The sequence below is a fragment of the Colwellia sp. 1_MG-2023 genome (genome assembly GCF_030546755.1).
Lineage (GTDB): Bacteria > Pseudomonadota > Gammaproteobacteria > Enterobacterales > Alteromonadaceae > Thalassotalea_H.
Genome location: NZ_JAUOPE010000001.1, coordinates 415,433 through 440,384, shown reverse-complemented (window position 1 = coordinate 440,384; position 24,952 = coordinate 415,433). Strand labels below are relative to the sequence as shown.

Here is a 24,952-nt window from a genome sequence, read left to right as displayed (position 1 = left end):
TTGAAATTTTCACCATTAAATTTGTTGTTTATTAAGTAAGTTTTGGCCGAGCAAAATAATTATTAACTAACTTAAAAAAAACTTTGCCTTAGCCAAATATCATGTGTAAGATATTCATTACAAATCCAGTAAAGTAAAGTTTACAAAAGTTAAAAAATAGAAAATGTTTAATCATCAATCCCGATATTGTTATTACCTGCCTTTCTTTTGCTAAGCGTAAGCTTCAGTACTTTTTTACTCTATATTTATAAATCCTTCGCTGTAACAATTGGAAAAATTATGTCTAAAATCACAACGCCTAATACTCATAAGAGTACATTAAATGATATTCATATTAATGCCGAAGAAGTATTAATTACGCCTGAAGCTTTACGTGCTGAATTGCCGTTATCTGACGCAGGTCGTGAATTTGTTAAACAAGCACGAGAAGATATTTCTAATATTATCCATAAAAAAGATCATCGATTATTAGTGATCAGTGGTCCTTGCTCTGTGCATGATGTTGAATCGGCCAAAGAATACGCGAGAAAACTTAAAACGTTACAAGAGCAATACCAAGATAACTTTTATGTGGTGATGCGTGTTTATTTTGAAAAACCTCGTACAACAGTAGGTTGGAAAGGTATGATCAATGACCCTCATATGGATGGTTCATTTGATGTTGAAGCTGGTTTGCGCAAGGCGAGAGAATTATTACTTTACTTGACTGAGCTTGGCTTACCACTTGCCACGGAAGCTCTTGATCCTATTAGTCCTCAATATTTGGCTGAGTTATTTAGTTGGTCTGCTATTGGGGCAAGAACTACTGAGTCTCAAACTCATCGTGAAATGGCCTCTGGTTTATCAATGCCTATTGGCTTTAAAAACGGGACGAATGGAAGTTTAGATGTTGCAATTAACGCCTTACAATCAGCGGCTTCTTCACATCGTTTTATGGGTATTAATCGTCAAGGGCAGGTTGCTTTGATCAAAACATCAGGTAACCCTGATGGCCATGTAATTTTACGTGGTGGTAAAAAACCAAATTATAATGCTGAGAATGTCGCGATTTGTGAACAAGACCTTGCCAAACAAAACTTAGAGTTAGGCATTGTGATTGATTGTTCACACGGTAATTCGAATAAAGACTATCAACGTCAACCAATAGTTGCAAAGGATGTATTTAATCAAATCACGCAGGGCAATAAATCAATTATTGGCATTATGCTTGAAAGCCATATACATTCGGGTAATCAAAGTGCCGATTTACCACAAGACCAATTAAAATATGGTGTTTCAGTAACGGATGCTTGCATAGATTTTCCTACTACTGAGCAGCTTTTTGCTGAAGGTGAATCTATACTTCGAGAAGCATTAAAAAATAGAATTGCTTAGTAATGTTTTAGTAGATAAATAGTAAGACTGAATAGATGAATAAAATGGACATTGGATCTCAACTAACAGAGTTACGCGACGAGATTGACATCATTGATGGTCAACTTGTTGAACTGTTAGCAAAACGTCGGGCAGTTACTACAAAGGTAGGTGAGTTAAAAAGCCAAGTAGGCATGCCTATTTATGCGCCTGATCGCGAGGAACAATTAATAAAGCTACGTCGCGAACAGGCTTTGAACGCGGGGCTTGCTCCTGAATTAATTGAAGATGTGCTACGCCGCTTGATGAGGGATTCTTACGTTAGCCAAGATGCAAGTGGCTATCGATGTGTTAATCCTAAATGCAAAAAAGTGGTTGTCGTAGGTGGGAAAGGCCAATTAGGGCAAGTATTTGTTGATTTATTTAACCGTTCAAATTATCAAGTCGTGACTATTGAGGAAGAAGATTGGTTAAATAGTGAAGTAATTTTACAGGATAGTAGTGTTGTTATTGTTGCTGTCCCTATTCGTTTAACCAATACAATCATTCAACAACTTAATAACCTACCTCATGATTGCATTTTAGCGGATGTGACGAGTATTAAAGAGCAACCCTTAACTGAAATGTTGAATGCTCATACCGGACCTGTGGTTGGTTTACATCCTATGTTTGGACCTGATGTTGCTGGATTAATTAAGCAGACAATTATCGCTTGTGAAGGTAGATCACCAGAGCAATATCAATGGTTACTTGAACAGTTCCAAGTGTGGGGGGCTAAAATCTATTCTACGGATGCCAAATCGCATGACCAGGCAATGGGCATGGTGCAGGTAATGAGACACTTTTCAACCATTGCTTACGGTTATCATTTAATGGCCGAGGGAGCAGACATTTCTCAATTAGTTGAGATGAGTTCACCTATTTATCGGTTAGAATTACTGATGGTTGGCCGTTTATTTGCTCAAGATCCAGTTTTATATTCAGATATAATTTTTTCAAATCGTGAAAACATTGCCATGATGAAAAGATTTGCGCATCGTTTTCTTGAATTATTAGAGAAAGTAGAATCTGACGATAAAATATCATTTGTTAATATTTTCAATGACGTATCACAATGGTTTGGTGATTATGCGGATATTTTTTTACAAGAAAGTAAAGCTATGTTATTAAAAGCTAACGAATTAAAAAAATAAATTAATCTATTCTCTGAATATTGGACAAGATTCATAAAATGAAAATAATCATCATGTTAGCGGCTTCATTCGTATTTTTACTGGGCTGTGCACATACCTCTGAAAAGCGTGCTTTATTTGTCGGTGAAATTAATGGCGAAGCATTATTAACTCATTATCAAAGTTTCCAAACTCCTTATGAACAATCGAGCTTTTCAGCCCAAGAAATAGCGGTAATTGAACAATGGCCAGACAATGTTCATGTTGACGTGTTTTTTGGTACTTGGTGTCATGACAGTCAGCGAGAAGTGCCTAAATTACTGAAAATACTAAGTTACAATCAAAAGCTAGCTTATAAATTAATCGCGCTTGATTATCAGAAAACAGAACCAAGTGGTTTAGCTGCACAAAAAGCAATAGAATTTACCCCAACTATTATTTTATATAAAAATAACAAAGAACTAGGCAGAATTATTGAGCGACCGAGAAATAGTTTGATTACTGATATGAATGCATTGATAACATTAAGTAAGTGATTGTAGAGATAAAAGTTATCTCTACAACTTATTGATTATTAAGCGAGTGGCTTATTCATCGTCGCTTTTGAATAAACAGTGTTTTGTATAATCTTTAGCTTCGGTCGCAGTCCAGTCACCTTTTGGTTTTTCTTTTAATTGTGCACACCAATCTTTGCTACCTACTTCAGGAGCACAAGCGGTAATTAGCGTTAAGCTGAAAATCGATATTAATAGTTTTTTCATTATTTTTCTCTATTTTAGTTAATAAGAATATTATTAAAATTTGATCGCTAATCCGATCGAAATATTTGATTCCATCCATAAAGAGTCTTCAAATTGAGCATGACAAATTTCGTTTTCACAAAACATATTGTCATCATCGTCAACTAAGGTGGCGTAGCCTCTCAATTCAGTAATGATTGCAACACGATCTGAGAATTCGTATCTCGTTCCAAAAGCGACGGTTGCAGAAGGATAAAGCTCTTCGTTAACATTACTATCAAAATATGCACCGCCTAAACCTAAGGATACCGTTGTTACATAACTTTGCTGACGGAATTGGGCTATCCCATTAAAGTGTGCGTACATAATATCTAAAGCGTAGTTTTGCTCAGTTACATCGCTTTTGAAGTCATGACTAACCACATTTAACATTATTTGGCCTTGACCATTAGGGGAGTCTTGCCAAGCCACGGCAATGCCAAAGTTACCTCCAGCATCAACAGATAAAGCATTCTCTGTTGAAGCACCGATTAAATCTGAACTATACATTTGCCCTAAAAATGTAGATACCTCAAATTCTGTAGCCATGGCTGTAAATGAGAAGATAGTTAAATAAAGCGCCAAAACTTTCTTTAAAAGCCGCTGATAAATCATTGATTTATTCCTTTTTACTTTGAATGTGTTTTGCATCAATAAGCTTAGGATTTATTGAATAATTCTGAAAGTTTTTTCTTTGCTTTATCTTTCAACTTATCGGTAGCTTGTTTTTTTAACTGAGCTTTTTGCGTGTTTTTTGTTTCCTTCCAAATAGCAGAAAGTGCTTCTTTAACAATAACCGTGCCTAATTCACTCGCTGGTAACCCATCTTTTCCTCCAATATTGTTAAGGATAATATCAGGAAGTGTGGCGCTATGTTCTTTGTTACCAAGGGCTGATAAGTCGACGGTTAACGCAGTGCCAGCTAAAACGACTTTACTGACACTTAGCTTAGGTTCAGGTTTTGTTGATGGGGCATCTGAATCGATATTTTTTTGTTCTGCGTTAGGCATATTTTTTTGAATATTATCTAGGAGATCTTTGATATTTGATTGACCAGAAGCCGTAAACTCTACAAATGCTTTAGGATCTTTGATGATTATCGCATCAATGATGATCGGCTCATCAGTTAAACTTTCCACATTAATATCTAGCGTTACTTCACCTAAAGTAAACGCGTGAGGGTAGTTGTACCCAGTTCCATTTTCTAAACTGACGCCTAAAATACTGCCGGCACCTTTCGTTAATTGAATATCGACATTTTTAACGGTAACTTTTTGTTCTGTGACTTGTTTACCAACAGTTTCAATTTGCTGTTTTATAAATTCATTCAGTGAACCTCCTGCTAAAAACCATAATGCTCCGCCACATGCGAGTAAAATGACGACGGCAATTGATGCTAATAATTTCATATTTTATTTCCTATAAAATTGATAAATGAGAAGAAAGTTGTGATGTAAATAATTATATATTAATAACATGAAACTAAGGAAAAAAATAATAAACTTACTAGCGACTATTGAATTTAACATTTTTAGAATTGTTTGAATAAAAGCTAGTCACTGAGACAATCAAGGTAAGGTTTACTGTTGCTAAAGTGAATGTGATACAGCAATTAGGTGTCATGCTAATAAAGTATTAATAACCCTATGAATTACTAAAATTAAATCTCTTCTTTTGATCGCTTTGCCTAACTTTTTATGATTATTGACTCAATATCACTGCTTTATAATATTAAAGTAAATTTTACAATAAGTTGAAATCTGCATAATTATATTCTTGTATGTTTTTTATTCACTAAAACTTCTATTAACATAAAAATTATACGGCTTTAGCTTGTTTTGTATTCGACTTGCTTAAAAAGTAAACTTGAGATATAAAAAAGGAGTGATAAAAAATAACAATAATAAACATAAATATAATAAATAGGGGAATGAGTTTTGTTGAAAATTAATAAAAAGCTCTGGTCGTTTAATTTTGGTAGTTTAATAGCATTTTCATTTGTTTGGTTAGTCAGTTTTGGCAATACAGCTCCAGTACCTGAGGTATTACATCCGCATCCATTTTTTATTCTCGATTATTATTCTGGCTTAGTGACTGCTGTTAGCGCAGTGATGATGACGGCGTTAATCGTTATTATTATGGGAAAAGGCTTTAATCTTTGTGCCAGTGAACATCCTTTTTGGCTAATTCTGCCATCTATCTGTTTTATTGTTATAACGACACTTTCAGCATTTGAACTATTAAGTTCAATGCTTTTTGCTGTTATTCCTGCATTATTAGTGATGACGATTACCGCGATAATCTTTAGATTAACTAAGCGAAAGTTAAAGGTAAAATAATAGAGAAGTAACAGACAGTGAGCATTCAAAGTCTGTTACTAATGTTCGATATGTTAAGAACGAACTATGACAGTTTATCACTTGGAACATTCGTTGGGCTAATATGTTCTACAGGATAACAACCAAGTACTTTAATAAAATTCGTTAATGGCGTCATTTCGTTAATTGCTTCTTGTAAGGCCATATTCTTGATATTCGCTTCAAGATCAATATAAAACATTTCTTCCCATGGACGACCTTGAATCGGTCTTGATTCTAACTTGCACATATTAATACCATTATTTTTTAGTACCAATAAACATTCAACTAAAGCACCTGGTTTTTGACCCGTTGCCAAAATAATCGCTGTTTTAGCTGGAATTTGTTCGGCAACATCAATAGGTTTTCGTGCAACAAGAATAAAGCGGCTGTGATTCTCACTTTGATTAGCGATCGATTTTTGTAAAGCGGTTAATTTGTATAAATGACCGCCTTCTTCGCTACCTATAACGGCAACTGTTTCATCTTGTAATTCTGCTGCTTGTGCCATGGCTTCTGCAGTACTTTCACAATATTCAATACGAATGTTGTGTTGTTTATCAAGAAAGTTACTACATTGTGCTAAGGGCTGGCCATGAGCATAAATGGTTTTAATTTGACTAAGTGTGGTATTAACCGCGGTTAACAAACAGTGCTCTATTGGTTGAGTGATTTCGCCAACGATTGATAAATTAGTGTGCTGTAAAACATCATACACTTCATTGATACTGCCAGAGCTCGTATTTTCAATCGGTAACATACCGTAATCAACATGCCCTGATTCTACTTGTTGCATAATATCAGCAAAACTTTGGCAGCCACATTCTATAATTTTTTCAGCTCTTCGAGAAAAATAACGATGACTGGCTAAATAACTATAAGAACCTTTATCGCCAAGAAAAGCGACACTTACGGTTGGTAATTCAATGTTTGGATTTGCTAAGGTTTGTAAATAAGCTTGTTGATTTAATACCGAGTCTTCGATGATCATTTGAAACACGCTAGTCACATAATGCGCATCTAAACCGTATTCTTTACCTTGATTGATAAGACGGATTAGCAATTCTTGTTCACGTTGTTGGTCTCTAACTGGGCGAACTTGATGTGCTTTACTTTTCGCAACATTTAATGTCAACGAGCGGCGTTCGGCAAATAATGCTAATAGCTGTTGGTCAAGTTTTGTGATCTTTTCGCGTATTTTGTTTAAATCTAATTCTTCGTTCACGTGACACCTACTATAAATGATATTTTGCTGTTTTCAGTTTTAATATTCGTCTGCATTTGCATGACGAAAATCTTAACGTTTGCTCAAAAAAAAACCTCCTAATGGAGGTTTTTATCGTGGAATAAACGACACTAACACTCCCTACTTAAGCAGTAGAAATAAAAAGAGAAATATAAACGAATGGTTAGTGTTTTTCATTGTTTAACTCTATCTAGCTCAAGATGATCTTTCAAGCAATTGTTTATACCATTTTTATGTATTTTGTATCTTTATTGCTATAACTGACCACTAGAGACATTGCCAAATAATGGTAAATGAACAAAAAATCCCGATTGCCCATACAACTGATCTTAACGTACCTTTATTGTATAAATATAAGGCATTATAAATAACCCGCGCGACAACATGCGTAATAGCGAGTTGCTGAATAAATTCTCCAGTGTGATTAGTGATAATAGCCAGTAAAATTGCAGGCGCAAAAATGATCACAGATTCAAAAGCGTTTTGGTGTGCTGCAAGTGCTCTAGCACCGAAACCCGTCAGTTTGTCTTGTTGACTGCGAGGGTGTTTGTTGTCATAGCCATTGAGTTTTTGCATGGCAATGGCCACGGGCAGTTTGGCTATAAAAGGTAATAATAATGCGATAAATAAACAAATGATTAATGTCGTCATAAATTTCTCTTTTAGGTTAATAGCTTAATAACGTTAAGGTATATTTTGTTTTGCCTGGTAAAAACGGGGAAGGTTTACCTTGCTCCCAATCTTTATGCCCTAAACGATAATAAGGACTTAAAGGATGTCCTGCTTGACTGGTTGGCATATGTAATATTCCTGATTCTTCATGGCCTGGTGATACTACCATCCTTTCTGAAGCGCCAAATGCTTTGCCTTGCACTAATGGCATGTAACTGTCGCCCGGTAGTGCAGTGGCAGGCATATTTAACCATGAAGATAACAGTGGTACACCATTGGTTATTGGGTGGCGAATATCTGTGGTATTTTGTTGGCCCCATGTTGCTGCTGAAAGTGGTTGATTGATAGTCATATCATGATAGGTTTTTTCTAGGGCAGCGTTAAAATACTCTGACCAAGTTTTATGTTTATCATTTAAGAAATGCTTTGGCTGTGCATGTATTAATTGCCATAAAGGCGTTTCAATTTGATGACGAATAGTATGAAATTGATAGTGTTTATCTAACTGAGTTAATTGCTGATTAAGCGCTTCAAACACTTCGTCTCGTAAGTTAATTCTAAAGTTTCTAACAAAACGATATGCAACTGAGTCGGTTGATGCTCTTAAATCTTCTTCAGATAAAACCGCTTTTATCTCTTGCCAATGCGTTAAGTGTTCGTTTGTTGTTTGCTGAATAGGTTGTTGGTTCAGCACATTATTGAGTATAAATTGCTGCCAGCGTTCTAAAAATTTAGCTTTGTTATCAAGTGCAATAGATAATAAGGCTTTTTCATCAAAAATTTCTTTTGCGAATAAATTATCTCTAATTTGCTGTGATCTAGCACCTAGCGCGTAGCCGCCATTGCCAATCTTAGCTAACATTTTACCACCTACAACTCGAGAATTGGCTGTCCATAAACGATGTTGTTGTGGTTGTTTGACATTAGGGTATTGCGACTTTGGTAAATATCCTTGCCAGTGATTTTTTCCATCTGCCCAAGAGGTTGGCACTTCACCAAAATCGGCTGATTTTTTTGGAATAGGACCAGCAATTGTCCAGCTAATATCACCGGCTTTATCGCCAACCATCATGTTTTGTGCCGGGATGCCTAATTGATTGGCAATATTAAAAGCTTCGTTAATATTTTTAGCCTTTTCGAGTTGTTGAGCATAGAAATTAACGGCTTGAATATCATGTGCGACCCAACGCAACGCGAGCAACTGTTGTTTTTCATTCTGACCAATTACCGGGCCCCAAATCGTTTCTTTTATCGTTATTTCGGCCGACGGTTCACCTTTTATCGCTATCATTTGCTTGTGATAAGTGAAGTTTTTATATCCTTCAGGTGTTAGATATTGGCTGTTATCGTCATTGGTTTCTAAAATAATGACATCATTCCAATCGCCATAACTATTAGTAAATCCCCACGCTATATTGCCGTTTGAGCCAGTAACCATTAGCGGAGTGCCCGGTAGGGTTAAACCTGTAACTTTTATCGCTTGTTCATTTTTATCTTGATATTCAAATGAAGCGCGAAACCAGGTGTTAGGTACGCGAATACCAAGGTGCATATCATTTGCGACAATAGCACTGCCTGTGCTGCTAATTTCACCTGCAACCGCCCAATTGTTTGAACCTGGAAAATCTTCGCTAGAATAATCTGTTTTTGCGACATAGGTAGGGTTAGTTTGCATATGTTGAGCAGAAGTGTTTTGCTGTGTTTGCCATGATATCTTTGGTAGTGGAGCCGGTGAGTATTGAGTGTTGTCAATGGCCGCATCCCAAATACTGCCTTTAGGGTTTAAAAAGGCATAAATGGCAGGGGAAAAATTTGCTTGAATTAACCCTAAAGTTCTTTCTCTCGCACCATCTTTATATTGTAAATCTAGATACATACTTAGTATGGTAAGAATGCTGTCTTCTTCGCGCCAGGCAACCGGCTCTTGTTGTAACAATAAATATTCAAAGGGTTTGGCTTTGAGTGCTCTTAATCCTTCATTTACGCCAATTGTATAAGCATTGACTAAGGCCAATTGTTCTTTCGGAAGTTGGTTAAGAATAGTAACTGCACGATCTCTAAAACGGTGTAATCGAATTGATTTATCGTAATTTACTGCCATTGCTCCAAAGAGGCTTGCAAGCTCTCCTGCGGCATTTCTTCTCAGTAAATCCATTTGAAAAAAGCGCTCTTGTGCGTGTATAAACCCCGTTGCAACGGCTAGGTCAGCCCGACTGTCTGTTTTGATTGTCGGTATGCCTTGAATATCTCTATCTATTATTGCATTGGCAGAAAGTCCCATGATAGTCGTTTTCCCTGACAGCACGGGCAAAGCGCTATCAACTTGACTGTAAATCCAAGTGGCAAAAGTTGATAAAATCAATAATAAAACTAAAAAACCACTGAGCAGAATCTTTTTCACTTTTTTCATCGAGCTGTTGCCTTGAGACAATAATTATTACGAAAGAATTGAGAGAGTACCTTAAAAATCTAGGGTTAACAAACTTACAAAGAGATCTGATGGTTCATTATGAAAATTAAATAACTTATTGTTTTATAATGTTTTGTGATGACTGTTAAATAAACATAAAGATACTAACTATAACTTTTTGAATGATAGAATCTTTAAAATGTTACTAACTGTTTAATCTGTCATTAACCGTTACACTTGTTCGATTGTTACAACATTTTTAGCTTGATATTTTAACGAGAATCTCTCGCTAGTAACTGTTTTATTATGTCAAATATAAGTCCATGGAAGAAAGACTTTCCTATTTTTGTACCACAAGCCCAACCTTATTTATGTTATTTAGATACAGCGGCCACTTGTTTAACTCCTAAGCATGTTGCCGAAGCAATGTTTCATTACCAGTGTTATTCACATGCTAATTGTCACCAAGAACAATACCAAGTTAGTTCATCAGAAATAGATACATTGGAACAAGCGCGTGAAAAAGTTGCTACTTTTATCGGCGCTGAACAACGGCAAAGTATTATTTTTAACACAGGGACAACAGACGGAATTAATTTAATCGCCTATAGCTTTGTAGAACCATTAATCATAGCGGCTATAAAAAAAGGTCAACATTGTAATATTGTTATTTCAGCGGCAGAACATCATTCAAACATTCTTGCTTGGCAACGATTAGTGCAAATGTATCAAGTAGAATTAAGAATCGCTCCTTTAGCCATTGATGGCTTAATTGATGTCGCCAGGCTTAGCTTATTGCTTGATGATAATACTTGTATTTTAGCCTTTAGCCATTGTTCAAATGTTATTGGAAAAATGAATTCCGTAGAAAAAATTTGTCAATTAGCTAAAAGTAAAGGTATTCCAACGTTAATTGATGGTGCGCAAGCGGTACTTCGATCTCAAACCAATGTTAAAAAAATAGACTGTGATTTTTATGTGTTTTCCGCCCACAAAATTTATGGGCCTACCGGGTGTGGTGTTTTATATGCTAAGCCTGAGGTGTTGAACCAAATGATCCCATATCAATGGGGGGCTGGCATGGTTAAACATGTTGATTATAAGCAGTGTGAGTTTCTAAAGGGTCCCACTGTGTTTGAATCAAGCACGGTAAATATGGCAAGTATTGTTGGTTTAATAGAAGCCATCGATTATCTTTATGATTTATCAATCAAAGATATCAATTTATATTTGGATGATCTCGCGATGTATATGCACAAGTCACTTAGTGAGTTATCTTTTTATCGCCCCATCGTCGATAAAAAAATAACTTTAAGGCGTGAAAAAATGCCAACCTTGGTGAGTTTTCAATGTCAAAACTTACATTGCCAAGATGTAGCAAGTTTATTAAGTAGTGAAAATATCGCTTTAAGTTGTGGTAAACATGCCGCTCAACCGTTACATAATGCCTTAGCTTTAGATGAAACACTGAGAGTTTCACTAGGCATCTATAATGGGTATGCTGATATTGACCAATTGATCGCGAGTTTAATTCATTGTGAGCAGATGATGTCAATGGAACACTTAGTATAAGTGAATTAGTGCTTTGCAGATAAACCGTTGATCGTTACTATCGTTACTTACCTGATTAATGCCTTTGTGAGTAAAAATTTTAAATGTCAGCAAAACTTGAAATTATCATTCTTGCCGCAGGAAATTCTTCACGATTAGGTCAAGCAAAACAATTAGTCACGTTTCATGGCGAAAGTTTATTGGCCCGTCAATGTAAAATAGCGAAACAAATCTCGGAAAATGTCAGTTGTGTGCTAGGTTTTCAAGCACAGAAGATGAAGAATCAGATTGAAGATGCGAGTATCAAGGTTGTGATTAATAACCAGTGGCAAACAGGACTTGCTTCATCTATTGCAAAAGGTGTTGCTGCAATAGACGACGATACAGATGCTGTGATGTTAATGTTAGTGGATCAATGGCAATTAGAGGTGACACATTATCTTCGTATTAAAAATCTATGGCACAAAAATCCTGAACATATTATTAGTGCAGCACAACTGAACAATGACAAAATGCTCACTACTCCACCCGTTATTTTTCCTGCTTATTGCTTTTCACACCTAAGCCAGTTAGCAAGTGGCAGCGGTGCTAAGTCAGTGATCAAACATTTTCATCATCAATTAATGACAGAACTAATGCCTGAAGCTTTTGTTGATTTAGATATACCTGAGCAATTGCAATTATTAAAAAACAGCGAAGTGAGTCGATAAAAACTGAATAAACTGCGATAGATGCTACTAAATCTAAATTTACTTGATAAAATAACCGCCATTAAATTTTAGCAAGCGTTGATGGGGTCGATATGGCATCTCTGCAAGAGCAATTACTGAAAGCTGGACTTACTACCAAACAAAAAGCACGACAAGCTAACAGTGACAAACGAAAAAAAAATAAACAAAAGCGTAGTGGCGTTGAAGTAGAAACATCGTTACAAGAAAAAATAAAGCAAGATTTAGTTAAAGCGCAACAAGAAAAACAAGCGAAAGATCAAGCGCTCAATGAAGAAAAGAAACAGCAACTTGAGAAAAAAGAACAACAACTGAGAATTCTGCAAATTTTGCAACATCACCAGTTAAAAAATTGTACGGGTGAAAGCGAATATAATTATACGTTCGACAACAAAATTAAAAAATTATATCTTGATGAAGTGACACATCGAGCCTTAGTTAATGGGCGATTAGCGTTATGCGGTCAAGATGATATTACTTACATTGTTACCAGTGAAACCGCTGAAAAATTAGCCGAGTTAGATGCATCAGTCATTTTATTGAAGAATGAGAAAGTACAATCGGAAGAGATTGAAGAAGATGATCCGTATGCAGATTATCAAATTCCGGATGATCTAATGTGGTAATCCCGTTAAAGCACTAAGTTAATCGCCGTACTTTTTATAGTAACTCAACCATTGTTTTGTTAAACTCGCGCGCTTAAATTTTATGCTGTTTTAGTCGGTCGCTGCATCTTTATAATTTTTACCGACTTATCATTGATAGGATGTTGTTATGTTTATTATTCGTTGGGTACTTGGCCGAATTATTTTATTTTTTGATTTTATTTTTTCACCATCAAAACCTAAAAGAGCGGCTCAACTGCAAACGGAAATTGATGAAAGTACTAAGCACTTAAGCTTATATCAATTACCGGCGTGCCCGTTTTGTGTAAAAGTGCGCCGTGCAATAAAGCGTGGTGGCTTAAATATCGAACTAAGAAACATTAATCAAAATGAAAATTATCGCGCAGAATTGATCGCACAAGGCGGTAAAAAAACAGTGCCTTGTTTACGCATTGTTGAAGAAGATCAATCAGTGAGTTGGTTATATGAATCTTCAGAAATTAACCAATACCTTCAACAGTTTGTACGTTAACTTGTAGTTAAATCGGCAATAAAAAACAAACAATCGAATTATTTTGCTACTTTAATGGTCTAGCTTTAAAACGCCTTAATGTTTTAATTACCGGTAAGTAGCAATTATGATCAAAAATATTACCCGCAAGTCATCACCATGGCAGTTAACTGAGAATCAAGTTACCGACGAAACCGTTTATGTTAACCGCAGACAAGCGCTTAAAAAAATGGGCTTTGTTGGTGCTACTGCACTGTTATCAACACATACGCAAGCCGATTGGTTTACTAAAACAGCCACTACACCTTTTGCTAGACAAGCGTTAACTGCTTCACCAACTATCACTACAGATGAAGCTCTTACCCCAGAAGCGAAAGTTATTAGTCATAATAATTTTTATGAATTTGGTACTGCTAAAAACGATCCTGTTGAAAATGCTCAACAATTTAAAGTAAATCCTTGGCAATTATCCATTTCAGGGCAAGTAGATAACCCTATTACCTTAGATTATGAGGACTTATATAAAAGCTTTCCCTTAGAAGAGCGAATTTATCGATTAAGATGTGTCGAAGCGTGGTCTATGGTGATCCCATGGATTGGCTTTCCATTAGCTGATCTCATCAAAAAAGCCCAACCTAACAGTAAAGCTAAATATGTTGCTTTTGAAACCTTATATGACCCAAAACAAATGCCCGGACAGTCAAGTCGCAGAATAGGTGGCGGGATAGATTATCCATATGTTGAAGGGTTACGTCTTGATGAAGCGATGAATCCTTTAACTTTATTGAGCGTTGGGCTTTATGGCAAAACATTACCAGCACAAAATGGTGCGCCAATTCGTTTGGTGGTGCCATGGAAGTACGGATTTAAAAGCATAAAATCGATCGTTTCAATTAAGCTTGTTGAAAGAATTCCGCCAACAACATGGAATATTTTAGCGCCTCGTGAATACGGCTTTTATGCCAATGTTAATCCACAAGTGGATCACCCTCGTTGGAGCCAAGCGAGTGAACGTCGAATTACCTCTGGAGGTTTATTCGCTCGAAATCGAATTGAAACTTTGCCATTTAATGGCTACGGTGAACAAGTTGCCCACTTATATAAAAATATGGATTTAAGGAAGCATTATTAATGGCGGCCAAAGTCAATAATGCTCATCTCGTTTTTGCGTTGAAATTAACGATTCATTTTATTAGCTTGTTTTTACTGGTAACACTTTATATCGAGGCGGCCAACGATCAATTAGGTGCAGATCCTGTTGAAGCTGTATTACATTTTACCGGTATCGGGGCATTTAATTTATTACTGTTAAGCTTGTTAGTGTCGCCGTTAGCCCAACAATTTAAATGGTCTCATCTGCTAAAAGTCAGAAGACTTATCGGTTTGTACAGTTTTACATATGCCTTGTGTCACCTATTGAGTTTTTTAGCCTTTGAAGTGCAATTTGATTGGGGCTTATTTATCAATGAAATCATTGAGCGACCATACATTTCCGTCGGCATGCTTGCGGTAGTGATTTTATTTTTGTTAACGATAACTTCGTTTTCAATGATGAAAAAGAAGATGGGACGAAACTGGCAAACTTTACATAACGGGGTTTATGTTGCGCTATGTTTTGTTGCGCTTCATTTTTATTGGTCAGTAAAATCCGACGTTATTGAGCCCAGTATTTATATCGCCATGTGTGTATTTTTGCTTTATTTCAGAAGAAGGAAAATACGTCGTTGGTTTCACAGAAGCTAATCTAGCATCGATTATTTTGGTTATTCATCGTTACCAACTTACCACTCGTCGCAGCGAAAGTGCTTTAATGATGAATAAACTTGTCGAAATGTTTCAATCGTAATAATGTAATCTGGTGAAATAATTTAAAAACTCATTCTTACATGAGTAATAACATCATATTACTAGGAACCTCATATGCAAAAGTTTATACCATCACTCTTGGTGGCGGCTATTTCAGTGTCATTAAGTGCGTGTATGCAGTCAGAAAAACAAGATGAAAAAGTTGTCTTCAATAAAAACCCTTACCCGAGTACCTATCAAGCAATTCCAAGTAAAACTGTTTTGATAAAAAATGCTACCGTTTTAACGGGGGCGGGTGAACGCATTGATAATGCTGATGTATTAATGAGTAATGGTAAAATTGAGCAAGTAGGCAACGGTTTATCTGCTGACAATGCAATTGAGGTAGATGGTAGCGGAAAATGGGTTACCCCTGGTGTTATAGACGTGCATTCGCATTTAGGTGTTTATCCTAGTCCTTCGGCAGAATCGCATTCAGATGGCAATGAAGCTACTCAACCTAATACTTCTGAAGTATGGGCAGAGCATAGTGTGTGGCCTCAAGACCCTGGTTTTCAAGCCGCACGTGCAGGCGGTATTACTACCCTACAAATTTTACCCGGCTCTGCTAATTTATTTGGTGGCCGTGGGGTAACGCTTCGTAATGTGCCCAGTCATACCATGCAAGGCATGAAATTTCCTGAAGCGCCTTATGGTTTGAAAATGGCATGTGGTGAAAACCCAAAACGTGTTTATGGTAGTCGTAAAGTGTCTCCGGCAACTCGAATGGGTAATATGGCCGGTTATCGTATGGCATGGAGTGAAGCAACAGAATATAAACGTGCTTGGGATAAATATGAAGCCGATTATGCCGCAGGTAAAAACCCAGAAGCACCAACACGTGATATAGAGTTAGATACCTTAAAAGGTGTGTTAGACGGCGATATATTAATTCATAACCATTGTTATAAAGCAGAAGAAATGGCGATGATGATTGATTTAGGAAAAGAATTTAATTATCACTCAGGCACTTTCCACCATGCCATTGAAGCTTATAAAATTGCTGATTTATTAGCCGAGAATGGCAATTGTGCGGCAATGTGGCCAGATTGGTGGGGCTTTAAAATGGAAGCTTACGATATGGTGCAAGAGAATGTTGCCATTGTTGATGCAAAAGCTAATTCTTGTGCGATTGTTCATTCTGACTCAGGTACAACTATCCAACGTTTAAACCAAGAAGCAGGTAAGGTAATGTACCGCGCTAATGAAAATGGTTTTGATATTAAACCAGAGCACGCAATTACTTGGATAACGTTAAATTCTGCGAAATCTTTAGGTATTGCGGATAAAACAGGTAGCTTAGAAAAAGGTAAAAATGCGGATGTTGTCTTGTGGAATCAAAACCCATTCAGTGTTTATGCTCAGGCAGAACAAGTGTTTGTCGATGGCGCCAAAGTTTACGATCGTTTTGATGAAAAATATCAAGCGAAAAGCGATTTCATGTTAGGTCAGAAGTAAGGAAAGGGGTAAAAATTATGAAACTATTTAAATCTTCACTTATCGCTTTAGCACTTGCTTCAGCATCATCGGTATATGCAGAAAGTATTGCTATTACTAATGCAACTGTTCATACGGTTACCGAGCAAGGCACATTAACTAATGCCACGGTTGTTATGGACAATGGCGTAATTACTGCGATTAATCCTAAAACGGTGGAAGCTGACTCAACGATTGATGCCATGGGTAAAATATTAACGCCTGGCTTAATTGGCTCAATGAATTCTTTGGGTTTAGTGGAAGTATCGGCGGTTTCGCGCACACGTGATGCTAGCGATAAAAAAGCAGATATTACTTTTGATGCAAGCACGGCTTTTAACCCTAAATCAGCTGCCATCGCATACAGTCGTAAAGGGGGGATTACCAGCAATATTGTAACCCCTAGTGGTGGCGAAAGTATGTTTAAAGGACAAGCTTTTATCGCGGATCTTTCAGGTGAATACGATAGCATTGTTGAAACTAATACCGCGGTTTTACTTAATATTGGTTCAAAGAGTAAAGGCTCTCGTGCCTTAGCGTTGCAAGATCTTCGACATAAACTTGAAGATGCAAAAACAGCATTAGCAAAAGCTGAATCAGCCGCTAAAGAAGACAAGAAAAAAGACGCAAAAGAGCCCAAACGTGATGAGAAAATTATCAATGCAATATTAGCGGGTGAAAAACCATTGGTTGCGAAAGCTGACCGAGCTACGGATATATTAGCGTTATTGAAATTAAAACAAGATTTTGACCTTGATTTAGTGATTGCAGATGCGGGCGATGCGGTGAGTGTTGCTGCACAAATTGCCGAAGCGAAAGTACCAGTAATTATTGCGACAATTGATAACTTACCCAGTTTTGATGCCTTGCATCAGTCATTAAAAAGCGCCACCGTGTTAATGGATGCAGGGGTTACCGTGGCATTTAAAGTTAATGGTGATACGCATAATTTATATCAATTACGATATGATGCAGGCGTTGCTATAGCCAATGGTGTCTCGAAAGAGCAAGCGTTAGCGGCGGTTACCGCTAATGTTGCCGACGCGTTTAACTATGATGCTGGTAGAATTGCTGTTGGTAAAAAAGCTGATTTAGTGCTGTGGAGCGCAGATCCATTTGAATTAAGTAGCCGCGTTGAGAAAATGTGGATTGATGGAGTCGAGCATAATACTCAAAGCCGTCATGATGCTTTACGTGATCGTTATACTACAGATAGTTCGATGCCAAGAGCTTATACTAAATAGTAAGTAACTACTTACTATTTATGTTGTTAAAAAGCCAAAGGTTCATCCTTTGGCTTTTTCGCTTCTAGGTTTTCTTTGTTTGTAAACTTTTTCACTGTTTATTTTGTTGATTATCAATGGTGTTGAGTAGTCTTTAACGGTAGTTAATTTTATAGGCTAAAAGATGATAGACACTGAAAACAAATGTCATTTATGGGTAAGCTTAGTCGACTTTGGTAATAAAATAAGTTTAGTGATGGTTGAATACTTTTATGCTTTATTACCAAAAGGTGTTTGGTTAACATAATGCTTTTTTAACAATCGAGAGATGACCTCATGTCTGATTCAATATTGTCTTCAACTGCTTTTGCGACTATTTCTCAACGATCATTAAATGACAATATATCAATTCTCGATATTAAACACCGGTTATTTACCGCGTCATTAAGCTTATATGGTGGGCAGGTTTTATCTTGGCAACCAGCAGGGCATGCAGAAGTTTTCTGGCTAAGTAACACCAGTGAGTTTAAAGAAGGGAAAGCGATACGGGGTGGCATTCCGCTTTGTTGGCCTTGGTTTGGTCCTAATATCGATGAAAATGGTAATAATGGTGGCAACCATGGCTTTGCTCGAAATAATCATTGGCGACTTGTCAGTCATGATATTTCCGAAAATGATGTGACGTTAACATTGGAGTTTATCGGGGAACAAGCCCACCAATTATGGCCTGCTAAATTTAACGTCATACAAACGTTAATTTTTTCTTCGACTTTTAGTCAAAAGTTAACTATCAGTAATTTGTCACAAGAAAGGGTTGAATTTTCATCAGCCTTACATAGTTATTTTCACGTCAGTCATCCCAGCAATGTGCAAGTACCTAATCTTAAACTTGTATGCTTTGATGATAAAATAACCAATAAAAAACAACAAACAGATCATTTAGCCAATTGTGTTGGGCCAATTGATCGCATCTATTATTGCTCTGAGCAGCAAACACTGATTGATTCAGGCTTACAGAGAAAAATCAATATTGAGTCGAAACATTGCCATCAGTGGGTATTATGGAATCCTGGAAAGCAAATAGCCGATACAATGCAAGATATTCATCCTGAAGGCGAAAATGAATTTGTCTGTTTAGAAGCTGCAAATACTCAATGGCAATCTATTGGTGCGGGCGATCATGTTGAACTTTCACAAGCTATATCGGTGGAAAAACTCTGAACAGCTTTTTGACTATGTTGTTTAAGGTTAATTAATCCGTAAAAATCGATTAATTAATTGCTGAGTGAAGGCCGTTTTTAAATAAAAGCCTCGCGGTAATGTCATAAATGGCTTGCCGTTTTTATTAAAAGCTTTGGTTTTCGCTTGGCTATTGGCGGCTTTTGGACGTAATTGCAAAATTTGCCCATGCTTGCCATGAATATTTTCTACTTCACCTAACACTATCATATCTGTTAACTCTTGCCAGTCTTGGGCTAACAGCTGCTCTTCTTCGATTGAAGGACGCCATAAAAAAGGCGCGCCAACTATACGTTCGGCAATTGGAATAGTGCGTTCTGATATCACGGGTACCCATAACACTTTGCTGAGTTTATTTTTTATGTGACTGTTTTGCCAAGTAGCACCAACTAAGCCGGTTAATGGCGCAACACAAACAAAGGTGGTTTCTAGCGGTTTACCTAGGCGATCAATGGGAATGGTTTTTAATTCAACGCCTAAATGAGGGAAATCAGGAATGGGCTTTGAACCGGCACTGGCTCCTAATACTTGTTCGAGTAGTAAACCTATCCAACCTTTTTCTTTCGTTAAATTCTCTGGAATTTTAATGTTTTGTTGGCGTGCAATTTCGCCCAAAGATAACCCAGCTAGTGCTTGGGCTCTGACAATTAATTCAGTTTCGCTTTCAGGGATTTTAGTCGTTATCATTAAAAAGAATCGTGATGACTTTACCGATATTATCTTTTGCCTGTATTCGCTAAGCAAGCGGTTTTTATTCGTTGTTCGTTATTTACATGGAACAACCATGCTACATAATTCACGCCTTGAATAAATGGCTTTTATTTTGAACAAAATTTAACTTCGAAGGACAACACGTCTTAATAACTGACTGAAATATTAATCAAAAGTTTTAAGCAGTTTTTATTTGCTCACAAGCACAGATTATGGAAGAATCAGGGTATATAAAAATTTTTTAGGAAAACCTGTGATAGATGCCGAAGGCTATCGAGCTAATGTCGGCATAGTAATAATCAATGACAGGGGACAAGTTTTTTGGGCAAGGCGTTATGGGCAACATTCTTGGCAATACCCTCAAGGGGGTGTTGATGAAGGAGAAACTCCAGAACAAACTATGTATCGGGAGCTTCGTGAAGAAGTCGGTTTAAAACCTGAGCATGTGAAAATTATTGCTTCAACAAAACATTGGCTAAGGTACAAATTACCAAAACGATTGATCAGACATGACAGCAAACCTGTTTGCATTGGACAAAAACAAAAATGGTTTTTGTTAAAGCTAACAGCGAAAGAGTCAGCGGTTGATTTACTGCATACTAAACATCCTGAATTCGATGATTGGCGTTGGGTAAGTTATTGGTATCCTGTCAGGCAAGTAGTTTCATTTAAACGCGAGGTGTATCGTAAAGTAATGAAAGAATTTGTCGCAAATAGTTTGCCTAATTATCGACATGATCGTCGAAAAAAACGGTAATTGATTATCACTGTGTTGTCTCATTATTTTGTTAATCAGTGAATGAAAATAGCTCGCAACCATTATGTGGGCTATTTTTTTCTAAAAATACGGGAAATTTTCAGCGTGTTTTTCTCGAAATAAAACCAGTAATTCACCATATTTTTAAACATCAGTAGGGATCTCATGTTAACCAGTTTACGTCGCATTGTCCTTGAATTTAGCCAGAATACTGAGCTAGAAAGTGCTTTACGTCGTATAGTTAGTCAAATAAAACAAGTGATGAAAACCCAATGTTGCTCAATTTATTTGGCTGATCATCAAAAGCAGCATTTTATTTTAATGGCGTCCGATGGCTTAGATGAAAAGTCGTTAGGTCAAACAACCATTGGCTTTACTGAAGGTTTAATTGGTTTAGTCGCGCAACGAGAAGAACCGTTAAACATTGCTAACGCTCGCTCGCACCCACATTTTATTCATGCGCCTGAAGTTAAAGAAGAGAATTTAAACGCTTTTCTAGGTACGCCCATTATTCATCAACGAAAAGTGATTGGGGTCATTTCTATTCAACAAGAGAAGGCCCGTTTTTTCAATGAAAATGAAGAAGCCTTTCTTGTCACATTAGCCGCACAAATTGCTACCGCTATGGCAAATGCAGAAGCGACAGGCTTAATTGCTCAACATCAAGGCAATAATCATTGGACTAAAGCCATTCAAGGGGCGGCAGGTTCATCAGGTGTAGCAGTCGCGCCAATGTTATTGGTGCAACCACATGCTGATTTAAGAGCGATAGCACTGACTAAAACGGATAATGTTGCCCTAGAACATGAAAAATTTGAGCAAGCGGTTATTCAAACACGAGCCGACTTTACTCAAATGGCAAGTAAGCTTGAAGCCATAATTGTTGATAACAGTTTAGATATTTTTGAAATGTATAAACAGTTACTTGATAACGCTAATATTGGGCGGGAAGTTGCTGATAAAATTAATGAGCACTGGGATGCTGAGAGTGCATTGAAAACCGTTATCGACAGTTATGTTGTTCAGTTTGAAAGCTTAGAAGATAGTTATTTGCGTGAAAGAGCGAGTGATATTAAAGATCTTGGTAATCGTTTATTATTTAATATTCAATCGTTTAGCAAAACTCCTAAAGCGGTGCCGGAAGAATTTATTCTAGTGGCTGAAGATGTTACTGCTTCAATGGTTGCTGAGTATCAGCATCAAGGTTTAAAAGGGATAGTTTCGCTACAAGGTTCGAGCAATTCACATGCAGCAATATTAGCCAGAGCGTTAGCCTTACCTGCAGTGATGGGCATTGAAAGAATTCCATTAGGCAAACTTGATAAACATTTGTGTATTATCGACGGTTATAGTGGTGAATTATTTGTTGATCCGAATGAAGCCTTAATTCGGGAGTACGAACATTTAATTGCAGAAGAAAGTGCACTTGCTGATAAAGTAAAACAAGTTCAACTTTTGCCTGCGATTACACCAGATGGTAAAGAAATTGAGCTGTTATTAAATGCGGGATTGTCTTCTGGTTTTGAGCACTCAATAAACTCGGGCGCTGCAGGAATTGGTTTGTATCGCACCGAAATTCCATTTATGAGCAAAAGTTGTTTTCCATCTGAGCTTGAGCAAACCGTACTCTATCGTCAAGTATTAGAAGCATTTCCTGACCAACCCGTCACTATGCGTACCTTGGATGTTGGTGGTGATAAATCGTTACCTTATTTTCCTATTCATGAAGAAAATCCGTTTTTAGGCTGGCGTGGCATAAGAATTACGTTAGATCATCCTGAGATATTTTTATTACAAATACGTGCCATGATCAGAGCGAGTGTCGCTTATCAGAATTTAGAAATTATGTTGCCAATGATTTCTAGTGTTGCTGAAGTAGATGAAGCGATTAGATTAATTAACCAAGCGTATTTTGAGTTAACTTCTGAATTAGAAATTGATCCAGAAAAAGGCTTAGCTCGTCCTCGCATTGGCATTATGATCGAAGTACCAAGTGTTATTTTTCAACTGGAAGAATTAGCGAAGAAAGTCGACTTTTTCTCGGTGGGAAGTAATGATTTAACCCAATATTTATTAGCGGTAGATCGAAATAATTCACGTGTTGCTAGCATATATAGCTCATACCATCCTGCGGTACTGAAAGCGTTACAAATGATCGCTCAAGAGTCGCAAAAATATGCTATCCCATTAAGTTTATGTGGTGAACTTGCCAGTGAACCTGCTGGAGCACTGCTATTATTAGCAATGGGCTACGATAAATTAAGTATGAACCCTCATAATATTTCAAGAATTAAGTGGGTGATCAGACATGTTGAATTAAAGGCTGCTAAAGCTATTTTGGCAAAAGTATTAACGTTATCAAACGCAAAACAGGTACATAATTATTTAAATGAACAATTAGAGCTACTCGAATTAGGAGGGTTTGTTCGCGCCGGCATGTAGTTATTGCTTCATCACTATTATTTTTCGTCGGCATCTTCGCATCAATTTAGGATAAATTATGTTTATCAGTGTATTACTTGTATGTGCAACATTAGGCTGCTTAGCCGGATTTCTGGCAGGCCTTTTGGGGATTGGTGGTGGCTTAGTGATAGTGCCAGCGCTAGTCTATTTATTACCAAGTTTAGGCTTTTCACCAGAAGTCGTCATGCCTGTCGCTATTGCGACGTCTCTTGCTTCGATAGTGTTTACTTCAGCGTCCGGAACTTTTGCTCATCACAAAAATAATAATATTCCTTGGCCGGTTGCGAAACAATTAATGATTATGATTGCCATAGGTGCGCTATTTGGTGCCTATATTGCAGACTCATTATCAAGTGAGTTACTCACTTATATTTTTGCTATTGCGGTGACGATTCTTGCCAGTTATATGTTGTTTTCTGTTCGAATTGAAAAAAGTAAACCTTTGCCTAATCATTGGGTCATTAAAACTATTGGTTTAGGAACTGGCTATATCTCTAGCTTGATGGGAATAGCTGGTGGAGCTATTTTAGTACCGGTTCTAACGTATTACTCATTATCACTTAGAGAAGCCATTGGCACAGCAACTGTGTGCGGATTTGTGGTGGCATTGTTTGGTGCTACTGGCTTTATGGTAACGGGCTTAGATCAAACGAATTTGCCTTCATGGAGTTTAGGCTACATTTATTTACCTGCTTTATTTGGGATTATTTCTACCTCTTCTTTACTGGCTCCTTTTGGCGTAAAAATGGCAGAAAAATTACCCGTGAGATATTTGAAACGAATTTTTTCTGGCTTCTTAATTTTAGTGGCGATAAAAATGGTTTTATAAGTCGAAAAAAGTCAGCCAATTTGAGAGTTATCTCGTCTTTTTCATAGTATTCAACCGATATTTTCGGCATAATTTACCTAGAAAAATCGTGTCATTCTCGTTATCAATTTTAGGAAAAATAATGAAAGCTTATTTAGATTTAATGCGTCATGTTTATGAGCATGGAGTAGAAAAGTCAGACCGAACAGGCACAGGTACAAAAAGTATTTTTGGCCATCAAATGCGGTTTGATTTATCTAAAGGCTTTCCTTTAGTAACGACGAAGAAATGTCATTTAAAATCCATCATTCATGAATTATTATGGTTTATAAAGGGCGAATCAAATATCGCCTATTTAAAAGAAAATGGTGTGAAAATTTGGGATGATTGGGCTACACCAGAAGGGGAGTTGGGTCCTGTTTACGGCGTACAGTGGCGAAACTGGCCTGCGGCCAATGGTGAAACGATTGACCAATTAGCACAATTAATTGACGATTTAAAAAATAATCCTGATTCACGCCGTCATATTATTACCGCTTGGAATCCTGCATTATTGCCTGACACCTCTATTAGTCCTGATGCTAATGCCGCCATTGGCAAGCAAGCTCTACCGCCATGCCATACCCTTTTTCAGTTTTATGTACTTGAAGGGAAATTATCATGTCAATTATATCAACGAAGTGCTGATATTTTCTTAGGTGTGCCATTTAATATTGCTAGCTATGCATTATTCACTATGATGATCGCGCAAGTGTGTGATTTAGCATTAGGTGATTTTGTTCACACTTTTGGTGATGCACATTTATATTTGAATCATATGGAGCAAGTGAAAGAGCAATTATCACGCGATCCGTTACCGTTACCCACTATGGTAATAAACCCCGAAGTGAAAAGTATCTTTGATTTCACCTTTGAAGATTTTGAATTAAAAGATTATCAATCGCATCCTCACATTAAAGCACCGATATCTGTTTAATAACATAGTAAAAAGGAGCCTAGGCTCCTTTTTACTTTATGGTCTCAGACATAAATTAGGTTAAATTTTG

General features: G+C 37.0%; 25 protein-coding genes. 18 read left to right on the top strand and 7 right to left on the bottom strand.

The genetic code is table 11. From position 1 onward, the window contains the following. The first annotated feature begins 279 nt into the window (after window positions 1–279). From Q4493_RS01910 to Q4493_RS01900, 3 genes are read left to right on the top strand one after another with little or no spacing between them, the layout of a single operon-like run. Window positions 280–1,374 (top strand): 3-deoxy-7-phosphoheptulonate synthase, encoded by a 1,095-nt coding sequence (locus Q4493_RS01910; RefSeq protein WP_303448984.1) that lies wholly within the window; start codon window positions 280–282, stop codon window positions 1,372–1,374. Between the two features lie 44 nt (window positions 1,375–1,418). Then, window positions 1,419–2,546, top strand: a complete 1,128-nt coding sequence (tyrA, locus tag Q4493_RS01905; RefSeq protein ID WP_303448982.1) for a bifunctional chorismate mutase/prephenate dehydrogenase — start codon at window positions 1,419–1,421, stop codon at window positions 2,544–2,546. Window positions 2,547–2,584: 38 nt separating this feature from the next. Then, the gene (locus Q4493_RS01900; RefSeq protein WP_303448981.1) at window positions 2,585–3,061 is read left to right on the top strand and encodes a thioredoxin family protein; all 477 of its coding nucleotides are present in this window, start codon (window positions 2,585–2,587) and stop codon (window positions 3,059–3,061) included. Between the two features lie 51 nt (window positions 3,062–3,112). Here Q4493_RS01900 and Q4493_RS01895 read toward each other — a convergent pair whose 3' ends face one another. From Q4493_RS01895 to Q4493_RS01885, 3 genes are read right to left on the bottom strand one after another with little or no spacing between them, the layout of a single operon-like run. After that, the gene (locus Q4493_RS01895) at window positions 3,113–3,286 is read right to left on the bottom strand and encodes a DUF3012 domain-containing protein (RefSeq protein WP_303448980.1); all 174 of its coding nucleotides are present in this window, start codon (window positions 3,284–3,286) and stop codon (window positions 3,113–3,115) included. Between the two features lie 33 nt (window positions 3,287–3,319). After that, window positions 3,320–3,919, bottom strand: coding sequence for a hypothetical protein (locus Q4493_RS01890; RefSeq protein WP_303448979.1), 600 nt, complete (start codon window positions 3,917–3,919; stop codon window positions 3,320–3,322). A 44-nt stretch (window positions 3,920–3,963) separates the two neighbouring features. Next, complete coding sequence (locus tag Q4493_RS01885) at window positions 3,964–4,713, bottom strand: hypothetical protein (protein ID WP_303448977.1); 750 nt, start codon at window positions 4,711–4,713, stop codon at window positions 3,964–3,966. Window positions 4,714–5,241: 528 nt separating this feature from the next. Here Q4493_RS01885 and Q4493_RS01880 point away from each other — a divergent pair. Continuing rightward, window positions 5,242–5,643: a hypothetical protein gene (locus Q4493_RS01880; RefSeq protein ID WP_303448975.1), complete on the top strand. Its 402-nt coding sequence runs from the start codon at window positions 5,242–5,244 to the stop codon at window positions 5,641–5,643. A 64-nt stretch (window positions 5,644–5,707) separates the two neighbouring features. On the opposite strand, the gene pheA is transcribed toward Q4493_RS01880, so the two are convergent. The 3 genes from pheA to Q4493_RS01865 all read right to left on the bottom strand — a co-directional run bounded on the left by pheA (window position 5,708) and on the right by Q4493_RS01865 (window position 9,989). Next, entirely contained in the window at window positions 5,708–6,886 is a 1,179-nt protein-coding gene (pheA, locus tag Q4493_RS01875; RefSeq protein WP_303448973.1) for a prephenate dehydratase, read from the bottom strand. A gap of 288 nt (window positions 6,887–7,174) precedes the next feature. After that, window positions 7,175–7,558: an MAPEG family protein gene (locus Q4493_RS01870; protein ID WP_303448971.1), complete on the bottom strand. Its 384-nt coding sequence runs from the start codon at window positions 7,556–7,558 to the stop codon at window positions 7,175–7,177. 16 nt (window positions 7,559–7,574) lie between these two features. Next, window positions 7,575–9,989: a penicillin acylase family protein gene (locus Q4493_RS01865; RefSeq protein ID WP_303448969.1), complete on the bottom strand. Its 2,415-nt coding sequence runs from the start codon at window positions 9,987–9,989 to the stop codon at window positions 7,575–7,577. A gap of 306 nt (window positions 9,990–10,295) precedes the next feature. Here Q4493_RS01865 and Q4493_RS01860 point away from each other — a divergent pair, with 306 nt between their 5' ends. From Q4493_RS01860 to Q4493_RS01815, 10 genes are all read left to right on the top strand, one after another. After that, window positions 10,296–11,561: an aminotransferase class V-fold PLP-dependent enzyme gene (locus Q4493_RS01860; RefSeq protein ID WP_303448967.1), complete on the top strand. Its 1,266-nt coding sequence runs from the start codon at window positions 10,296–10,298 to the stop codon at window positions 11,559–11,561. A gap of 83 nt (window positions 11,562–11,644) precedes the next feature. Next, complete coding sequence (locus tag Q4493_RS01855; protein ID WP_303448965.1) at window positions 11,645–12,250, top strand: nucleotidyltransferase family protein; 606 nt, start codon at window positions 11,645–11,647, stop codon at window positions 12,248–12,250. 92 nt (window positions 12,251–12,342) lie between these two features. Beyond that, window positions 12,343–12,894 carry a DUF2058 domain-containing protein gene (locus tag Q4493_RS01850; RefSeq protein WP_303448964.1) on the top strand — a complete coding sequence of 184 codons (552 nt, stop codon included), beginning with the start codon at window positions 12,343–12,345 and terminating at the stop codon, window positions 12,892–12,894. A gap of 148 nt (window positions 12,895–13,042) precedes the next feature. Next, entirely contained in the window at window positions 13,043–13,405 is a 363-nt protein-coding gene (locus tag Q4493_RS01845; RefSeq protein ID WP_303448962.1) for a glutaredoxin, read from the top strand. A 106-nt stretch (window positions 13,406–13,511) separates the two neighbouring features. Then, window positions 13,512–14,516 (top strand): protein-methionine-sulfoxide reductase catalytic subunit MsrP, encoded by a 1,005-nt coding sequence (msrP, locus tag Q4493_RS01840; protein WP_303448961.1) that lies wholly within the window; start codon window positions 13,512–13,514, stop codon window positions 14,514–14,516. Beyond that, a complete protein-coding gene (gene msrQ, locus Q4493_RS01835) occupies window positions 14,516–15,127 on the top strand; it encodes a protein-methionine-sulfoxide reductase heme-binding subunit MsrQ (RefSeq protein ID WP_303448959.1) in 612 nt (203 codons plus the stop codon). Before msrP ends, msrQ begins: the two co-directional genes overlap by 1 nt. A 177-nt stretch (window positions 15,128–15,304) precedes the next feature. Continuing rightward, window positions 15,305–16,687: an amidohydrolase gene (locus Q4493_RS01830; protein WP_303448957.1), complete on the top strand. Its 1,383-nt coding sequence runs from the start codon at window positions 15,305–15,307 to the stop codon at window positions 16,685–16,687. Between the two features lie 17 nt (window positions 16,688–16,704). Then, window positions 16,705–17,949, top strand: a complete 1,245-nt coding sequence (locus Q4493_RS01825) for an amidohydrolase family protein (RefSeq protein WP_303448955.1) — start codon at window positions 16,705–16,707, stop codon at window positions 17,947–17,949. 163 nt (window positions 17,950–18,112) lie between these two features. Then, complete coding sequence (locus tag Q4493_RS01820; protein ID WP_303448953.1) at window positions 18,113–18,235, top strand: hypothetical protein; 123 nt, start codon at window positions 18,113–18,115, stop codon at window positions 18,233–18,235. Between the two features lie 29 nt (window positions 18,236–18,264). After that, window positions 18,265–19,149 (top strand): D-hexose-6-phosphate mutarotase, encoded by an 885-nt coding sequence (locus Q4493_RS01815; RefSeq protein ID WP_303448951.1) that lies wholly within the window; start codon window positions 18,265–18,267, stop codon window positions 19,147–19,149. Between the two features lie 27 nt (window positions 19,150–19,176). Here Q4493_RS01815 and mutH read toward each other — a convergent pair whose 3' ends face one another. Beyond that, window positions 19,177–19,854, bottom strand: coding sequence for a DNA mismatch repair endonuclease MutH (gene mutH / locus Q4493_RS01810; protein ID WP_303448949.1), 678 nt, complete (start codon window positions 19,852–19,854; stop codon window positions 19,177–19,179). 277 nt (window positions 19,855–20,131) lie between these two features. On the opposite strand from mutH, the gene rppH reads away from it, so the two are divergent. The 4 genes from rppH (at window position 20,132) to Q4493_RS01790 (ending at window position 24,882) form a co-directional block, all read left to right on the top strand. Further along, a complete protein-coding gene (gene rppH / locus Q4493_RS01805; RefSeq protein WP_303448947.1) occupies window positions 20,132–20,635 on the top strand; it encodes an RNA pyrophosphohydrolase in 504 nt (167 codons plus the stop codon). 165 nt (window positions 20,636–20,800) lie between these two features. After that, entirely contained in the window at window positions 20,801–23,077 is a 2,277-nt protein-coding gene (ptsP, locus tag Q4493_RS01800; protein ID WP_303448945.1) for a phosphoenolpyruvate--protein phosphotransferase, read from the top strand. Window positions 23,078–23,135: 58 nt separating this feature from the next. Beyond that, complete coding sequence (locus tag Q4493_RS01795; RefSeq protein WP_303448943.1) at window positions 23,136–23,927, top strand: sulfite exporter TauE/SafE family protein; 792 nt, start codon at window positions 23,136–23,138, stop codon at window positions 23,925–23,927. A 121-nt stretch (window positions 23,928–24,048) separates the two neighbouring features. Next, window positions 24,049–24,882, top strand: coding sequence for a thymidylate synthase (locus tag Q4493_RS01790; RefSeq protein WP_303448942.1), 834 nt, complete (start codon window positions 24,049–24,051; stop codon window positions 24,880–24,882). Window positions 24,883–24,952: the final 70 nt, after the last annotated feature.

Bases quoted from the DNA above. Each gene is read 5' to 3' on its own strand.
- Q4493_RS01820 (WP_303448953.1), top strand. From the start codon at position 18,113: ATGATAGACACTGAAAACAAATGTCATTTATGGGTAAGCTTAGTCGAC.
- Q4493_RS01850 (WP_303448964.1), top strand. From the start codon at position 12,343: ATGGCATCTCTGCAAGAGCAATTACTGAAAGCTGGACTTACTACCAAA.
- msrP (WP_303448961.1), top strand. From the start codon at position 13,512: ATGATCAAAAATATTACCCGCAAGTCATCACCATGGCAGTTAACTGAG.
- Q4493_RS01910 (WP_303448984.1), top strand. From the start codon at position 280: ATGTCTAAAATCACAACGCCTAATACTCATAAGAGTACATTAAATGAT.
- Q4493_RS01790 (WP_303448942.1), top strand. From the start codon at position 24,049: ATGAAAGCTTATTTAGATTTAATGCGTCATGTTTATGAGCATGGAGTA.
- Q4493_RS01900 (WP_303448981.1), top strand. From the start codon at position 2,585: ATGAAAATAATCATCATGTTAGCGGCTTCATTCGTATTTTTACTGGGC.
- Q4493_RS01885 (WP_303448977.1), bottom strand. From the start codon at position 4,713: ATGAAATTATTAGCATCAATTGCCGTCGTCATTTTACTCGCATGTGGC.
- mutH (WP_303448949.1), bottom strand. From the start codon at position 19,854: ATGATAACGACTAAAATCCCTGAAAGCGAAACTGAATTAATTGTCAGA.
- Q4493_RS01860 (WP_303448967.1), top strand. From the start codon at position 10,296: ATGTCAAATATAAGTCCATGGAAGAAAGACTTTCCTATTTTTGTACCA.
- Q4493_RS01890 (WP_303448979.1), bottom strand. From the start codon at position 3,919: ATGATTTATCAGCGGCTTTTAAAGAAAGTTTTGGCGCTTTATTTAACT.
- Q4493_RS01865 (WP_303448969.1), bottom strand. From the start codon at position 9,989: ATGAAAAAAGTGAAAAAGATTCTGCTCAGTGGTTTTTTAGTTTTATTA.
- msrQ (WP_303448959.1), top strand. From the start codon at position 14,516: ATGGCGGCCAAAGTCAATAATGCTCATCTCGTTTTTGCGTTGAAATTA.
- Q4493_RS01895 (WP_303448980.1), bottom strand. From the start codon at position 3,286: ATGAAAAAACTATTAATATCGATTTTCAGCTTAACGCTAATTACCGCT.
- Q4493_RS01870 (WP_303448971.1), bottom strand. From the start codon at position 7,558: ATGACGACATTAATCATTTGTTTATTTATCGCATTATTATTACCTTTT.
- tyrA (WP_303448982.1), top strand. From the start codon at position 1,419: ATGGACATTGGATCTCAACTAACAGAGTTACGCGACGAGATTGACATC.
- Q4493_RS01855 (WP_303448965.1), top strand. From the start codon at position 11,645: ATGTCAGCAAAACTTGAAATTATCATTCTTGCCGCAGGAAATTCTTCA.
- Q4493_RS01815 (WP_303448951.1), top strand. From the start codon at position 18,265: ATGTCTGATTCAATATTGTCTTCAACTGCTTTTGCGACTATTTCTCAA.
- Q4493_RS01830 (WP_303448957.1), top strand. From the start codon at position 15,305: ATGCAAAAGTTTATACCATCACTCTTGGTGGCGGCTATTTCAGTGTCA.
- ptsP (WP_303448945.1), top strand. From the start codon at position 20,801: ATGTTAACCAGTTTACGTCGCATTGTCCTTGAATTTAGCCAGAATACT.
- Q4493_RS01795 (WP_303448943.1), top strand. From the start codon at position 23,136: ATGTTTATCAGTGTATTACTTGTATGTGCAACATTAGGCTGCTTAGCC.
- Q4493_RS01825 (WP_303448955.1), top strand. From the start codon at position 16,705: ATGAAACTATTTAAATCTTCACTTATCGCTTTAGCACTTGCTTCAGCA.
- Q4493_RS01845 (WP_303448962.1), top strand. From the start codon at position 13,043: ATGTTTATTATTCGTTGGGTACTTGGCCGAATTATTTTATTTTTTGAT.